The 14,519-nt window shown below is 71.3% G+C and carries 13 protein-coding genes; 7 read left to right on the top strand and 6 right to left on the bottom strand.

The genetic code is table 11. The annotated features are described in order from the left end of the window. The first annotated feature begins 283 nt into the window (after positions 1 to 283). From ACFVQG_RS22610 to ACFVQG_RS22585, 6 genes are all read left to right on the top strand, one after another. Positions 284 to 1,048 (top strand): IclR family transcriptional regulator, encoded by a 765-nt coding sequence (locus tag ACFVQG_RS22610; RefSeq protein WP_383386214.1) that lies wholly within the window; start codon positions 284 to 286, stop codon positions 1,046 to 1,048. Between the two features lie 365 nt (positions 1,049 to 1,413). After that, positions 1,414 to 2,208, top strand: a complete 795-nt coding sequence (locus ACFVQG_RS22605) for an MIP/aquaporin family protein (RefSeq protein ID WP_383386210.1) — start codon at positions 1,414 to 1,416, stop codon at positions 2,206 to 2,208. A gap of 100 nt (positions 2,209 to 2,308) precedes the next feature. After that, entirely contained in the window at positions 2,309 to 3,847 is a 1,539-nt protein-coding gene (glpK, locus tag ACFVQG_RS22600; RefSeq protein WP_383386207.1) for a glycerol kinase GlpK, read from the top strand. 47 nt (positions 3,848 to 3,894) lie between these two features. Next, positions 3,895 to 5,511 carry an FAD-dependent oxidoreductase gene (locus tag ACFVQG_RS22595; protein WP_383386204.1) on the top strand — a complete coding sequence of 539 codons (1,617 nt, stop codon included), beginning with the start codon at positions 3,895 to 3,897 and terminating at the stop codon, positions 5,509 to 5,511. A 161-nt stretch (positions 5,512 to 5,672) separates the two neighbouring features. After that, on the top strand, positions 5,673 to 6,344 hold the full coding sequence (locus ACFVQG_RS22590) for a FadR/GntR family transcriptional regulator (RefSeq protein WP_383386201.1): 672 nt from the start codon (positions 5,673 to 5,675) through the stop codon (positions 6,342 to 6,344). A gap of 250 nt (positions 6,345 to 6,594) precedes the next feature. Next, complete coding sequence (locus tag ACFVQG_RS22585; RefSeq protein WP_383386198.1) at positions 6,595 to 7,590, top strand: PAC2 family protein; 996 nt, start codon at positions 6,595 to 6,597, stop codon at positions 7,588 to 7,590. Positions 7,591 to 7,642: 52 nt separating this feature from the next. On the opposite strand, the gene mshC is transcribed toward ACFVQG_RS22585, so the two are convergent. The 4 genes from mshC to ACFVQG_RS22565 form a co-directional block, all read right to left on the bottom strand. Then, positions 7,643 to 8,872, bottom strand: coding sequence for a cysteine--1-D-myo-inosityl 2-amino-2-deoxy-alpha-D-glucopyranoside ligase (mshC, locus tag ACFVQG_RS22580; RefSeq protein ID WP_383386195.1), 1,230 nt, complete (start codon positions 8,870 to 8,872; stop codon positions 7,643 to 7,645). Between the two features lie 107 nt (positions 8,873 to 8,979). Further along, positions 8,980 to 9,798: an SCO1664 family protein gene (locus tag ACFVQG_RS22575; protein WP_383386189.1), complete on the bottom strand. Its 819-nt coding sequence runs from the start codon at positions 9,796 to 9,798 to the stop codon at positions 8,980 to 8,982. Next, positions 9,762 to 10,352 carry a DUF3090 domain-containing protein gene (locus ACFVQG_RS22570; protein WP_383386183.1) on the bottom strand — a complete coding sequence of 197 codons (591 nt, stop codon included), beginning with the start codon at positions 10,350 to 10,352 and terminating at the stop codon, positions 9,762 to 9,764. The genes ACFVQG_RS22575 and ACFVQG_RS22570 overlap by 37 nt, the downstream gene beginning before the upstream one ends. A gap of 100 nt (positions 10,353 to 10,452) precedes the next feature. Then, complete coding sequence (locus ACFVQG_RS22565; RefSeq protein WP_383386181.1) at positions 10,453 to 11,139, bottom strand: histidine phosphatase family protein; 687 nt, start codon at positions 11,137 to 11,139, stop codon at positions 10,453 to 10,455. Positions 11,140 to 11,201: 62 nt separating this feature from the next. Between ACFVQG_RS22565 and corA the strand changes: the two genes are divergently transcribed. Next, positions 11,202 to 12,206 (top strand): magnesium/cobalt transporter CorA, encoded by a 1,005-nt coding sequence (corA, locus tag ACFVQG_RS22560; RefSeq protein ID WP_383386176.1) that lies wholly within the window; start codon positions 11,202 to 11,204, stop codon positions 12,204 to 12,206. Between the two features lie 129 nt (positions 12,207 to 12,335). Here the strand turns inward: corA and ACFVQG_RS22555 are convergent, their stop codons facing one another. Then, positions 12,336 to 13,127 (bottom strand): ferritin-like domain-containing protein, encoded by a 792-nt coding sequence (locus tag ACFVQG_RS22555; protein ID WP_383386173.1) that lies wholly within the window; start codon positions 13,125 to 13,127, stop codon positions 12,336 to 12,338. 241 nt (positions 13,128 to 13,368) lie between these two features. After that, positions 13,369 to 14,424: an LLM class F420-dependent oxidoreductase gene (locus tag ACFVQG_RS22550; protein ID WP_383386170.1), complete on the bottom strand. Its 1,056-nt coding sequence runs from the start codon at positions 14,422 to 14,424 to the stop codon at positions 13,369 to 13,371. Positions 14,425 to 14,519: the final 95 nt, after the last annotated feature.

The raw sequence follows: 14,519 nt of genomic DNA, 5'->3' as shown, positions 1-14,519 counted from the left end.
ACGCACGCCGCCAGGGTAGCCGGGACCGGGGCCCGGTGGTCAGGCCGTCCACGACGCGGACCAGGATGTCGAGCGGCTCTCAAGGAGGGCGTGTGACACAACGGGTACCGGCCAACCATTAGCGGCAGGTCGGCATCGACCGGTAGTGTTCGGCATTGCCGAACAGTGGCAGCGGCGGCCTGGCGCAGCGGTGCTCGGCGGTGCTCGACGCGGCTCGACGGTATTTCGAGGGGCCGTACGCCGCCACGGCGCGACGGCCGAAGGGGACGGAGGCAGGACGGCGATGGCACGGAACATCCAGTCGCTCGAACGGGCGGCCGCGATGCTGCGGCTGCTCGCGGGCGGCGAACGACGGCTGGGCCTGTCGGACATCGCCTCGTCCCTGGGGCTCGCCAAGGGGACCGCGCACGGCATCCTGCGCACCCTCCAGCAGGAGGGCTTCGTCGAGCAGGACGACGCCTCCGGGCGCTATCAGCTGGGCGCGGAGCTGTTGCGCCTGGGCACCACCTATCTCGATGTGCACGAGCTGCGGGCGCGCGCCCTGGTCTGGACGGACGACCTGGCCCGCTCCAGCGGCGAGAGCGTCCACCTCGGCGTGCTGCACCAGCAGGGCGTGCTGATCGTGCACCACGTCTTCCGCCCCGACGACAGCCGTCAGGTGCTGGAGATCGGGGCGATGCAGCCGCTGCACTCGACGGCGCTGGGCAAGGTGCTCTCGGCGTACGACCCGGTCGCGCACAGCGAGGCGCTGGAGGCCGACCGCAAGGCGTTCACGGAGCGCACGGTGTGCGATCTGGACGCCTTCGAGCACATCCTCGACATCACGCGCGCGCGGGGCTACGCGGCCGACGTGGAGGAGACCTGGGAGGGCGTCGCCTCCATCGCCGCGCCGATCCACGACCGGCGGCGGATGCCGGTCGGGTCGGTGGGCATCACGGGGGCCGTGGAGCGGGTGTGCCGGGACGGCGAGCTGCGTCCCGAGCTGATCGCCGCGGTCCGCGACTGCGCCCGGGCGGTCTCCCGGGACCTGGGCGCCGGGCGGTTCTGAGCGCCGCCGTAGATCACGGCGAGGACACGAACGCGAGGCCGGAACGTCGTAGGACGTTCCGGCCTCGAACCTTTCCCGGGTGGACATAACGGCAAAAGGTGTCCATATCGCACACGATCACACACAAAAGTGCGGCGATCCGCAGCGATCAATAACGATCGCACTTTCCATAACAGAACTCTTGACGCGCCTGCGACGCCGGGCAAGACTCCCGTCCATCGGTCGGCATTGTCGAACACCTACCGGCAATACGCGTTAGAGTGTGACAACGCCAAGGGCCGGCATCGCCCTCACCCCGAGGGCACGCGAACCCCAGTTGGGACCGGGGTTCGGCTTCCCCTGGACGAAGGACAAAGGAGTCGCGGGTGTCCAGCTCCGACATCTTCATCGGCGAGACCATCGGTACCGCCATACTCATCCTCCTCGGCGGTGGTGTGGTGGCCGCCGTGGTGCTCAAGGCCTCCAAGGCCCGCAACGCCGGCTGGCTCGCGATCACCTTCGGGTGGGGCTTCGCGGTCCTCACGGCCGTCTACACCACCGCGCCCCTGTCGGGCGCCCACCTGAACCCGGCGGTCACGCTCGGCATCGCGATCAAGGACGGTGAGTGGGGCGACGTCCCCACCTACTGGGCCGGACAGCTGCTCGGCGCCATGATCGGTGCCGCCCTGGTCTGGATCGCCTACTACGGCCAGTTCCACGCCCACCTCACCGACAAGGAGATCGTCGGCGGTCCGGGCGCGCAGGCCACCCAGGCCAAGGCCGTGCAGGCCCAGGAGAAGGGCGCGGGCCCGGTCCTCGGCGTCTTCTCCACCGGTCCCGAGATCCGGCACGCGGCGCAGAACCTCGCCACGGAGATCATCGGCACCGTCGTCCTGGTGCTCGCGGTCCTCACCCAGGGCCTGAACGACGAGGGCAACGGCCTGGGCACCCTCGGCGCGCTGATCACCGCGCTGGTCGTGGTCGGCATCGGCCTCTCCCTCGGCGGACCGACGGGCTACGCCATCAACCCGGCCCGTGACCTGGGCCCGCGCATCGTGCACGCGCTGCTGCCGCTGCCCAACAAGGGCGGCTCCGACTGGAGCTACGCCTGGGTCCCGGTCGCCGGTCCGCTGATCGGCGGCGCGATAGCGGCGGGCATCTACAAGCTCGCCTTCGTCTGACGACCAGCACGGCGAGCACAGCACCCCGCATGAGCCGCAAGCTGTCCAGCACACGCGCGCGCACCGCCCCCCGTACGCACGGACCTCTCAGGAGCACACAGTGACCGACGCCCACACCGCCGGCCCCTTCATCGCCGCCATCGACCAGGGCACCACCTCCTCCCGCTGCATCGTCTTCGACCGCGACGGCCGGATCGTCTCCGTCGACCAGAAGGAGCACGAGCAGATCTTCCCCAAGCCGGGCTGGGTCGAGCACGACGCCACCGAGATCTGGACCAACGTCCAGGAGGTCGTCGCCGGAGCCATCGCCAAGGCCGGAATCACCCGCGACGACATCAAGGCCATCGGCATCACCAACCAGCGCGAGACCACCGTGCTGTGGGACAAGAACACCGGTGAGCCCGTCCACCACGCCATCGTCTGGCAGGACACCCGCACCGACGCCCTCTGCAAGGAACTGGGCCGCAACGTCGGCCAGGACCGCTTCCGCCGCGAGACGGGCCTGCCCCTGGCCTCCTACTTCGCCGGTCCCAAGGCGCGCTGGCTGCTCGACAACGTCGAGGGCCTCAAGGAGCGCGCCGAGGCGGGCGACATCCTCTTCGGCACCATGGACACCTGGGTCATCTGGAACCTGACCGGCGGCGTCAACGGCGGCAAGCACGTCACCGACGTCACCAACGCCTCGCGCACCCTGCTGATGAACCTGCACACCATGCAGTGGGACGAGAAGATCGCCGAGTCCATCGGCGTGCCGCTCGCGATGCTGCCGGAGATCCGCTCCTCCGCCGAGGTGTACGGCGAGATCACCGGCGGCAAGCTCGGCGACCTGCTCGGCGGCATCCCGGTCGCCTCCGCGCTCGGCGACCAGCAGGCCGCCCTGTTCGGGCAGACCTGCTTCTCCGAGGGCGAGACCAAGTCGACGTACGGCACCGGCACCTTCATGGTGATGAACACCGGTGACAAGATCATCAACTCCTACAGCGGCCTGCTGACCACCGTCGGCTACAAGATCGGCGACCAGGACACGGTCTACGCCCTGGAGGGCTCGATCGCGGTCACCGGCTCCCTGGTGCAGTGGATGCGCGACCAGATGGGCCTGATCTCCACCGCCGCGGAGATCGAGACGCTCGCGCTGTCCGTCGAGGACAACGGCGGCGCCTACTTCGTGCCCGCCTTCTCCGGTCTGTTCGCCCCGTACTGGCGCTCCGACGCCCGCGGTGTGATCGCCGGTCTGACCCGCTACGTCACCAAGGCGCACCTCGCCCGTGCCGTGCTGGAGGCCACCGCCTGGCAGACCCGCGAGATCGCCGACGCCATGACCAAGGACTCCGGCGTCGAGCTGGCCACCCTCAAGGTCGACGGCGGTATGACCTCCAACAACCTGCTGATGCAGACCCTCGCCGACTTCGTGGACGCCCCCGTGGTGCGCCCGATGGTCGCCGAGACCACCTGCCTCGGCGCCGCCTACGCCGCCGGTCTCGCCGTCGGCTTCTGGAACAGCACCGACGACCTGCGCGCCAACTGGCGCCGGGCCGCCGAGTGGACCCCCCGCATGGACGCGGACACCCGCGCACGTGAGTACAAGAACTGGCTCAAGGCCGTCGAGCGGACCATGGGCTGGCTCGAGGACGAGAACTGACGAGAGCCCCGCTCTCGGACGGCTCTGATGAGGAGTAGTAACCCGACATGACCAGTCAGTCCACCCTTCAGTCCGTGCCTGCCCTCGGCACCCACCCGGCCTCCGGCGCCAACCCCGGCCGCGCCGAGGTCCGGGAGCAGCTCTCCAAGGCGTCGTACGACCTTCTCGTGATCGGCGGCGGCATCCTGGGCATCTCCACCGCCTGGCACGCCGCGCAGTCCGGCCTGAGGGTGGCCCTGGTCGACGCCGGCGACTTCGCCGGCGCCACCTCCTCCGCCTCCTCCAAGCTGCTCCACGGCGGTCTGCGCTATCTGCAGACCGGCGCGGTGAAGCTGGTGGCGGAGAACCACTTCGAGCGCCGTGCGGTCTCCCGCCAGGTGGCCCCCCACCTGGCGAACCCGCTCACCTTCTACCTCCCCGTGTACAAGGGCGGGCCGCACGGCGCGGCGAAGCTGGGGGCCGGTGTCTTCGCGTACTCGGCGCTGTCCGCGTTCGGCGACGGCGTCGGCCACCTCCTCTCCCCCGCGCGGGCGCAGGCGGACGTGCCCGAGCTGCGCACCGAGAACCTCAAGGCCGTGGCCGTCTACGGCGACGACCAGATGAACGACGCGCGGATGGCGCTGATGACGGTCCGCGCGGCCGTCGACGCGGGCGCGGCCGTGCTCAACCACGCCGAGGTCACCGGGCTGCGCTTCACCCGGGGCCGGGTGACCGGCGCGGAGTTGCGCGACCGGCTGTCCGGCGAGGAGTTCGGCGTCACGGCCCGGCTGGTGCTGAACGCCACCGGCCCCTGGGTCGACCACCTGCGCCGCATGGAGAACCCGGACGCCGCGCCGTCCATCCGGCTGTCCAAGGGCGCCCACCTGGTGCTCAAGCGCACCTCGCCGTGGAAGGCGGCGCTGGCCACCCCCATCGACAAGTACCGCATCACCTTCGCCCTCCCCTGGGAGGACATGCTGCTGCTCGGCACCACCGACGAGGTGTACGAGGGCGACCCGGCCGACGTCGCGGTCAACGACAAGGACATCGCCCAGATCCTGGACGAGGCCGCGTTCTCGATCCGCGACCAGCAGCTCGACCGGGACCTGATCACGTACGCCTTCGCGGGGCTGCGGGTGCTGCCGGGCGGGCCCGGTGACACCGCCAAGGCCAAGCGGGAGACGGTGGTCACCGAGGGCCGGGGCGGGATGCTGTCCATCGCGGGCGGCAAGTGGACGACCTTCCGGCACATCGGCCGCACGGTCATGCGCAAGCTGGAGTCGCTGCCGGGCCACCCGCTGGGCGACGACTTCGAGCCGATCTCCACACTGCCGAAGAAGCTGCCGCTGCCCGGGATCGCCAACCCGCGCGCGGTCGCCCACCGGCTGCTCACCGACCACCCGGCGCCGGGCCCGCGGATGGCGCCCGACACCGCCCGGCACCTGGCCACCCACTACGGCTCGCTCGCCTTCGACATCGCCCGGATCGCCAACGAGAGCCCCGAACTCGCCGCGCGCGTCCACCCCGACGCCCCGGAGATCTGGGCCCAGGTCGTCTGGGCCCGCGACCACGAGTGGGCCGAGACCACGGACGACGTGCTGCGCCGCCGGACCACCCTGACGATCAGGGGCCTGGCCACGGACGACGTCCGCGCGAAGGTACAGGACCTGCTCGACAACAAGTGATGTCGAGCGGTACGGGGGGATGAAAGGGGCGGCTCCACCCCGACGGAGCCGCCCCTTTCGTGTGCCTCGGTCATACGTCGGTCGTACGTCGGTCATAATGCGCCGAGACATCGGATGTCTGTGGGACCAGGGCACGACCGTACGACCGTGGGAGGCCGACCGTGGCAGTGACCGACGAGGCGATCGAGAAGATCAAGGGCATGATCGTCTCCGGTGCGCTGCGGCCCGGGGACCGGCTGCCGAAGGAGAGCGAACTCGCCGCCGACCTGGGGCTGTCCCGCAACTCCCTGCGCGAGGCCGTGCGCGCCCTGTCGCTGATCCGGATCCTGGACGTGCGGCAGGGCGACGGGACGTATGTCAGCAGCCTGGACCCGCAGTTGCTGCTGGAGGCGCTGAGTTTCGTGGTGGACTTCCACCGGGACGACACCGTCCTCGAGTTCCTCGCGGTGCGGCGGATCCTGGAACCGGCGGCCACCGCGATGGCGGCGGGGCGGGTGAGCGGGGCGGAGCTGGACGCGCTGGAGGCGCAGTTGGACGCGCTGGGGGCCGCGCCCTCGGTGGAGGAACTCGTCGCCTGTGATCTGGAGTTCCACCGGGCGATCGGGCGGGCGTCCGGGAACTCGGTGCTGTCGTCGCTGCTGGACGGGTTGTCCGGGCCCACGACGCGGGCGCGGGTGTGGCGGGGGCTGACGCAGGAGGACGCGGTGGGGCGGACGCTGCGGGAGCACCGGGCGATCGTGGGGGCGCTGCGGGACGGGGACGCTGAGGCGGCTCGGGCGTGGGCGGTGGTGCATGTCGCGAGTGTGGAGCAGTGGTTGCGGAGTGCGTTGTGAGGGTTTGCGGGGGCGCCGTGGGGGGTTGCGGTGGGGTTCGCGAGTGCGGGTGGGGGGTGGCTGGGCGCGCAGTTCCCCGCGCCCCTGGGCGGGTCCACGCCTCGACAGCTCGGATGTATCCGTTGGTGTTTCGGGCGCGTGATCGGGGCAGTGATCCGTTCACTCCCCCGTGCAAGGGGGCTGCGGGCGCCCCCGCGGAACGCCGTAAGGTTGGGACGTCAAGCGAGGGCACGTCGGAAGGAGGCACTGGGTGATCGAGCTCGAGGGGGTTCCCGAGCTGATCGACCCGGTCATGGTGGCCGCGTTCGAGGGCTGGAACGATGCCGGCGACGCCGCCTCCACCGCGGTCGCGCATCTCGAGAGGGAGTGGAAGGGCGAGGTGTTCGCGGCGCTGGACGCCGAGGACTACTACGACTTCCAGGTCAACCGCCCCACGGTGTGGATGGATGCGGGCGTCCGCAAGATCACTTGGCCGACGACAAGGTTGTCGGTGGTCCGGGTCGGCGGCGACAAGCCGCGCGACCTGGTGCTGGTGCGGGGCATCGAACCGTCCATGCGGTGGCGGTCGTTCTGCAACGAGCTGCTGGGCTTCGCCCATGAGCTGGGCGTGGAGCTGGTGGTGATCCTGGGCGCGCTGCTCGGCGACACCCCGCACACCCGTCCGGTCCCGATCAGCGGGACCACGTCGGACGCGGACCTGGCGCAGCGGATGGATCTGGAGGAGACCAAGTACGAGGGCCCCACGGGCATCGTCGGCGTCCTCCAGGAGGCCTGCACGCACGCGGGCGTGCCCGCGGTGTCGCTGTGGGCCGCCGTACCGCACTACGTGTCCCAGCCGCCCAACCCGAAGGCGACGCTGGCCCTGCTGAACCGGCTGGAGGACCTGATCGACGTCCGTATCCCGCTGGGCGAGCTGCCCGAGGACGCGCGTGCCTGGCAGGTGGGCGTGGACCAGCTCGCGGCGGAGGACAGCGAGGTCGCGGAGTACGTCCAGACGCTGGAGGAGGCCCGGGACACCGCGGAGCTGCCGGAGGCGTCGGGCGAGGCGATCGCGCGCGAGTTCGAGCGGTATCTGCGGCGCCGGGACGGCGGCGGACCCGGAGGCGGGCCCGGCGGTGGGCCCGGTGGGCATGCCACCGACGGCAGTGACGGTCCGCCGTATCTGCGGGACAACCCGGGTGAGCGGACGCGGCCACCGAAGCCGCCGAAGCCGGGGGCGGAGGACGACGACTCCTCGGAGGAGTGAGAAGGGGCGCTTCCCCGAGGAAGCGCCCCTTCGTCGTGTGGTGCCAGAGCGGCTAGAGCGCCACGCCGAGCAGTGCGTCCACCGCGCGGGACACGACGCCGGGGGCGCCGGTGTCCGTGCCGCCCTGTTCGTCCTGGCGGGCCACCCAGCGGTCGACGGCGGCGAGCGCGGCCGGGGCGTCCAGGTCGTCGGCGAGGGCCGTACGGATCTCCTCGACCAGGGCCTCGGCGGGCGGGCCGTCGGGCCGGGACACCGCCGCGCGCCAGCGTGCGAGGCGGGCCTCGGCGTCCCGCAGGACCTGGTCGGTCCACTCCCAGTCGGCCCGGTAGTGGTGGGCGAGCAGCGCCAGCCGGATGGCGACCGGGTCGACGCCGTCACGGCGCAGCTGGGAGACGAAGACCAGGTTGCCCTTGGACTTCGACATCTTCTCGCCGTGCAGCGCGACCATGCCCGCGTGGACGTACGCCTTGGCCATGGGGAACTCGCCGGTGAGCACCTGGGCGTGCGAGGCGCCCATCTCGTGGTGCGGGAAGGCGAGGTCGGAGCCGCCGCCCTGGACGTCGAAGCCCATGCCGAGGTGGTCAAGGGCGATGGCGACGCACTCGATGTGCCAGCCGGGGCGGCCCCGGCCCAGCGAGCCGCCGTCCCAGCTCGGCTCGCCCTCGCGGGCCGCCATCCACAGCATCGGGTCGAGCGGGTTCTTCTTGCCGGGCCGGTCGGGGTCGCCGCCGCGCTCGGCGGACAGGTGCCGCATGGTGGCGGCGTCCAGGCCGGAGACCTTGCCGAAGTCGGCGTCGGACTCGACGGAGAAGTAGGTGTCGCCCTCCAGCTCGTAGGCCGCGCCCATGTCCCGCAGCCGCTCCACCAGCGGCACGATGCCGGGTATGGCTTCCACCGCGCCGATGTAGTGCCGCGGCGGCAGCATGCGCAGCGTGGTCATGTCCTCGCGGAAGAGGGCGGTCTCCTGCTCGGCGAGGGCCACCCAGTCGACGTGGTCGCGGTCCGCGCGCTGGAGCAGGGGATCGTCGACGTCGGTGACGTTCTGGACGTAGTGGACCTGCCGCTTGTTGTCGAGCCACACGCGCTGCACGAGGTCGAACGCGTTGTAGGTCGCCGCGTGACCGATGTGGGTCGCGTCGTACGGCGTGATGCCGCAGACGTAGAGGCGGGCGACGGGACCGGGGTCCAGGGTGACCAGGGCGCCGGTCGCGGTGTCGTGGATCCTGAGGTCGCGGCCCTGACCGGGCAGGGCGGGGACCTCGGAAGCGGGCCAGGCATGCATGTGTCGAGCCTAACCGGACTGGAGTTCCGTATACGAACCGGACCAGGCCTTATGGCCGGGAAGGCGGTCTTGCGCGATCCCGGCCCGTGTGCCCCTCGACGCGTGTCCTACACCGGTGGCCAGGGGATGGCGGGCCATTCGCCGCTGGGCTCCGGATGCGTCCTCGAGGTGAGGAGTACGTCGACACGCGCGCGTGTCGCGTCGAGTTCGGCGGCGGTGATCAGGCCGGTGAGGCGTTCGGCGAGCGCCCCGCCCGCCTTGAGCTGCTCCCTGAGGTGTTCGAGGACGGTCAGGGCCTCCTCGGTGAGCGGGTCCCCGGCCCAGCCCCACAGCAGGGTGCGCAGCTTGTTCTCGGCGTTGAAGGTGACCCCGTGGTCGATGCCGTAGAGCCGCCCGTCGCCGGTGGGCAGCAGATGGCCGCCCTTGCGGTCGGCGTTGTTGATCACCGCGTCGAGGACGGCGAGCCGCCGCAGCCGCTCGTCGTCGGCGTGCACCAGCAGCGCGGTCCGGTCCTCCCCGACGTCGGCGAGTCCGATGGCCTTCCAGCCGGGCTCCGGCTCCTCCGCCTCCACCAGGGCCAGCAGTTCGGCGCCGGGCGCCGCCTCGATCCAGAGCTGGACCATGCCCTCGCCGTACGGGCCGTCGCGCAGCACGGTCGGCGGCACCAGCTCCCAGCCGGTGGCCTCGGAGACGAGGTAGGCCGCCACCTCGCGCCCGGCGAGCGTCCCGTCCGGGAAGTCCCACAGCGGGCGCTCCCCCGCGACCGGCTTGTAGACGCAGGCGGCCTCCTGTCCGTCGTACGCCACCGTGCAGTACAGCGCCGCGTTGGAGGCGTCCCGGATGCGTCCGCGGACCGTCAGCTCACCCGCGGTGAGCAGTTCCGTGGGGATCACGCTCCGCGGCGGTATCCGTTCTGGCGCGGACATACATGTCCTTCCGGGTCGAGCGGCAGGCTGCACAGCGGGCAGGGCGGCCGGCCGGCGTTGACGACGTCGAGGGCGCGCTTGGCGAAGGCCCTGGCCTGGGCGCCGGTGAGCCGGACCCGGAGCATCGGGGGTCCGTTCTCCTCGTCCTGGAGCAGCCGTTCCTCGGCCTCGGCGAGGTCCTCGTCGGTGTCGGCGTCCAGTTCCACCAGGGCCTGCGCCTCCACGATCATGCGCTGCTCCTCGCCGTCCCAGGCGAGGGCCATGGTGCCGACCCGGAACTCCTCCTCGACGGGGGTGTCCAGGGGGGCGGTGTCGTGGATCTCCGAGGGCGCCATGGCCGGTACGGAGGCGCTGCCGCCGCTTCGGCGCACGACCTCGTCGAGCAGTTCGTCCATGCGCTCGGCGAGCGCTGCGACCTGGGTCTTCTCCAGGGCCACGCTGGTCGTGCGGGTGCCCGCGGAGGCCTGGAGGAAGAAGGTACGGCGCCCGGGCAGTCCGACCGTACCGGCCACGAAGCGGTCCGGTTGGTCGTAGAGGAACACCTGACGGGACACGTCCTGTCTCCATTGAAGTCGGGGGGATCGGGGGGCGGTATTGCGGGCGGGAGTGCGGGTCGGGGCTAGGGGAATCGCTTCACCCTACTGCGGCCGACGATCACGGTGCGCCCGCACCGCCACCGACCGGGGCGTCACCGCCCGGAGGTTCCTCGCGCGGCGCCAGCGACGCGAAGTCGCCGGTGTCGCCGAGCCGGACGAGGAACGGCCGAAGTCGTGTGTAGCGGATCGCGGTGATGGAACACGGTTCGACGGAGATCCGCTGGAAGAGGTCGAGATGAAGTCCGAGTGCGTCCGCGACGAGCGACTTGATGATGTCGCCGTGCGAGCACATCAGGTACACGGCGTCGGGGCCGTGGTCGCGCTCCACGCGCGCGTTCCACTCGCGTACCGCCTCCGCGGCGCGGGTCTGCATCGACCGCATGGACTCGCCGCCGGGGAACGCCGCGACGGACGGGTGCGCCTGGACGACCTCCATCAGCGGCTCGTCCTTCAGCTCGGCCAGTTTGCGGCCGGACCAGTCGCCGTAGTGGCACTCCCCGATCCGGTCGTCGGTGTGCAGGGGTACGTCGGGGCGGGCGTCGAGGAGGGGCTGGAGGGTCTCCTGACAGCGTTGCAGGGGGCTGGTGACGATCTCGGCGAGCGGCAGCTCGGCGAGGCGTCCGGGGAGCGCCGCGGCCTGCGCGGCGCCTCGCTCGTCGAGGCCGACGCCGGGCGTCCAGCCGGCGAGCAGTCCCTCGGTGTTGGCGGTGGAACGTCCGTGCCGGACCAGGATCAGCGTGGGCATGCCGCCCAGGGTAGGCGTACCGGGAAGCGTGGCGGCGGCCCGACGACGGGAGAGTGCGTTTCGTGATCGTCGACTGTGCCGTGTACCGCGACGGGCGGCGGACCGAGGGGCCCGCCGACTTCTCGGAGGCGCTCGCGGGGGCGCGGGCGGCGGGCGGGTTCGTGTGGATCGGCCTGTACGAGCCCGACGAGCCGGAGCTGAACCGGATCGCCGAGGAGTTCGGGCTGCATCCGCTGGCCGTCGAGGACGCCCTCAAGGCCCATCAGCGGCCCAAGCTGGAGGTCTACGACGACTCGCTCTTCCTGGTGCTGAAGCCGGTGGTGTACGAGCCGCGCAGCGACGCCGTCTCCACCGGGGAGGTGATGACCTTCCTCGGCGACGGCTTCGTGGTGACCGTCCGGCACGGCGAGGGCCTGCCGCTCGGGCCGGTGCGGCGGCGGCTGGAGGGGGAGCCGGAGATGCTGGGCAAGGGGGCCACGGCGGTGCTGTACACGATCGCCGACACCGTCGTCGACCACTATCTGGATGTCGCGGCCGAGTTGCACACCGACCTGGAGGAGCTGGAGGCGGAGGTCTTCTCGGTGGAGGGCGGGCACTCGCGGCACACCGCCTCGCGCATCTACCACTTCAAGCGGCAGATCCTGGAGTTCCGGCGGGCCACGGGGCCGCTGGCGCTGCCGTTGAGTCGGCTGGTGGCGGGCGGGGGCGGCGTCTCCGGGTCGGGGGCGCCGCGGTTCGTGGACGACCGGGCCCGGCCCTTCTTCCGGGATGTGCAGGACCATCTGACGCGCGTGAACGAGTCGGTGGAGGGGCTCGACCGGCTGGTGTCGGATGTGCTGTCGGCGCATCTGGCGCAGATGAGCGTGCGGCAGAACGACGACATGCGGAAGATCTCGGCGTGGGCGGCCATGGCCGCGATCCCCACGATGGTCGCGGGGATCTACGGCATGAACTTCGACCACATGCCGGAGCTGAGGTGGATGTGGTCGTACCCGGTGCTGTTGGGTGTGCTGGCGGCGATGGAGGTGGGGGTGTTCCGGCTGTTCAAGCGGCGGGGGTGGCTCTGAGAGGCCCCCGGGGGTCTGTCTGACCATTCCCGCCCGCTCAGCGGCGCCATGCACGCCCTCTCGCCGCACCGCACGCACGTGACGCCGCTGAGCCGCCCCTTGGGCGCCGACGGGATCGTCAGACAGGCCCTAGGCGAATTCGGGCGCGGGGGGCGGGGTGGGGCCGCCGAGCGCGTCGCGGTGTTCCGGCATCCGGAGCGACACCATGCGGCGCCAGCCGCCGAGGCGCTCGTAGGCGTACACGGCGTGGATGCCGAACGCCAGGACCGCCGCCTTCGGCCTGGACCAGCCGAGGAGGCGGCCCATGTGGGCCATGACGGCGAGGCTGACGTCCCGGTAGATGCGGATCTCGGCGAGCGCGCACTCGCGCAGGGTGCGCTGGATGGTCCGGCCGTGTCCGGCGTGGGCGAAGCGGAGCAGTTCCTCGTGGCAGTAGGCGAGGTGGTTGTCCTCGTCGGCGGAGATCATCCGGACCGCGCGGCCGAGGTCGGGGTGGTCGGCGAAGTGCTTGCGCAGCAGCTCCATCTGCTCGGAGGCGCGCTGTTCGGTGACCCTGCTGTGGGCGAGGTAGGTGACGATGTCCTGGACGGTGAGCGGCTGGTCGCTCCTGAGCTGCTCGTGGGCGAGGCCGATGCCGTGCTTCTCGAGGATCATGGTGTAGTCGGTCTCCGGGGGGACCGGGACCGGTTCGAGGCCGCGCTTCTTCATCAGGGCGTTGAAGATCCGCCCGTGTTTGTCCTCGTCCGCGCCATGGCGGGTGATCTTGGGGGCGAGTTCGCGCTCGGTGTCGGGGACGAGCGCGGCGATGCGGGCGTTCTCCCAGCCGCCCTGTGCCTCACCGCTGGCGGCGATGGAGCAGAACAGGCGGAACGACTCGTCGTTGTCGAGGATCTCCTGGAACAGACTCTTGGCCGAAAGCATCTGAGGGCACCTCTCTGCAGCCTCCGCAGGACTCCGCAAAGAACGAGTCAAATGCGCTGGGAGGGGTGCCGCAACAGGTGTGTCGGACAACTCCGTCAAAAGGATGACGCGGCGGTCGCCGCGGGGGCATGTGGGGGCCGTAACCGCGTGGGGCGCGCGGCGTTGTCCTACGTGACGGCCGTGGCGGGGAAGACCCCCGAGCCCCCACCACGGCCGTGGGACTTTCTTCGGGCCCCGCCTCTCAGGCCAGACCCGCGCGCTCCAGGGCCTCCGTGCCCGCGCGCAGGGCGGTGAGCCGCTCCTCCAGGGTGAAGCCCGCGGGGGCGAGGGTGAGGGTGGTGACGCCCGCCGCGGCGTAGGCCGCCATGCGGTCGGCGATCCGGTCCACGGAGCCGAGCAGGGTGGTCTTGTCGATCAGGTCGTGCGGGACGGCGCTGGCCGCGGCCTGCTTGTCGCCGGACAGGTACAGGTCCTGGATCTCGGCGGCGGCCTTCTCGTAGCCCATGCGCTGGGCGAGCTGGTTGTAGAAGTTCTGCTTGCGGCTGCCCATGCCGCCGACGTAGAGGGCGGTGTAGGGGCGGAAGGTGTCGGCGAGGGCGGGGACGTCCTTGTCGTCGCCCACGGCGAGCGGGACGGTGGGGCAGACGTCGAAGCCGTCGAGGGTCTTGCCGGTCTTCTCGCGGCCCGCGCGGACGTACCTGATCGCCGTCTCCTCCAGGTGCTCGGCGGAGGGGAAGATCAGCAGGGCGCCGTCGGCGATCTCGCCGGTCTGCTCCAGGTTCTTGGGGCCGATGGCGGCGATGTAGAGCGGGATGTGCTCGCGCGTGGGGTGGACGGTGAGCTTGAGGGGCTTGCCGGGGCCGCCGGGGAGAGGGAGGGTCCAGTGGTCGCCGTCGTGGCTGAGGCGTTCCCGGGACATGGCCTTGCGGACGATCTCGACGTACTCGCGCGTGCGCGCCAGCGGCTTGTCGAACTTGACGCCGTACCAGCCCTCGGAGACCTGGGGGCCGGAGACGCCGAGGCCCAGGCGGAACCGGCCGCCGGAGAGGGAGTCGAGGGTGGCGGCGGTCATGGCGGTCATGGCGGGCTGGCGGGCCGGGATCTGGAAGATGGCCGAGCCGACGTCGATGCGGGTGGTCTGCGCGGCGACCCAGGTCAGTACGGTGGCGGCGTCCGAGCCGTAGGCCTCGGCGGCCCAGCAGACGTCGTATCCGAGGCGGTCGGCTTCCTGCGCCACGGCGAGGTTGTCGGCGTCCATGCCGGCGCCCCAGTAGCCGAGGTTGATCCCTAGCTGCATGGCCGTTCCCCTTACTGATCAGTAACGTCCCTTGTGCGGAGACCTTAGCGTGCGGCGATGCCCGCGGGGGCAGGGCGTGGTCCGGTTCGCGGAAA

The sequence above is a fragment of the Streptomyces sp. NPDC057877 genome, from assembly GCF_042796855.1.
Taxonomy (GTDB): Bacteria; Actinomycetota; Actinomycetes; order Streptomycetales; family Streptomycetaceae; genus Streptomyces.
This window is presented reverse-complemented; position numbering and strand designations above follow the sequence as displayed.